Genomic DNA, 234 nt, shown 5'->3' with positions numbered 1-234 from the left:
CGGAGCTGTTCTAGGGATCGAACGGGATGGCTATTACGACCTGTTCGCCCCCGATAGCTCGGCAGTCGCCATCGAACCTGTTCGGGAAATCAGGACGGTCAATATGCCGATGAACACTCTATCGACCGCTGCTGGGAACTTACAGTCGCTCAACGGTCGTGGAAAAATCAGCGTCAAGCTACCTGATCCGACGACGCTCCGGCAGCAACACAACTACGAGGTGCTGGTCGATCC

Annotated in this window: 1 pseudogene; it reads left to right on the top strand. The window is 56.4% G+C overall.

Going from position 1 to position 234, the window contains the following annotated elements:
• Nucleotides 1-234 (top strand): annotated as a pseudogene (locus tag EXE42_RS20015) (type I-B CRISPR-associated protein Cas5); the annotation flags it as partial.

The sequence above is a fragment of the Halorubrum sp. SP3 genome, from assembly GCF_005435195.1.
Lineage (GTDB): Archaea > Halobacteriota > Halobacteria > Halobacteriales > Haloferacaceae > Halorubrum > Halorubrum sodomense.
Note: the sequence above shows the minus strand (reverse complement) of the source record. Positions and strands in the feature narration are given on the sequence as shown.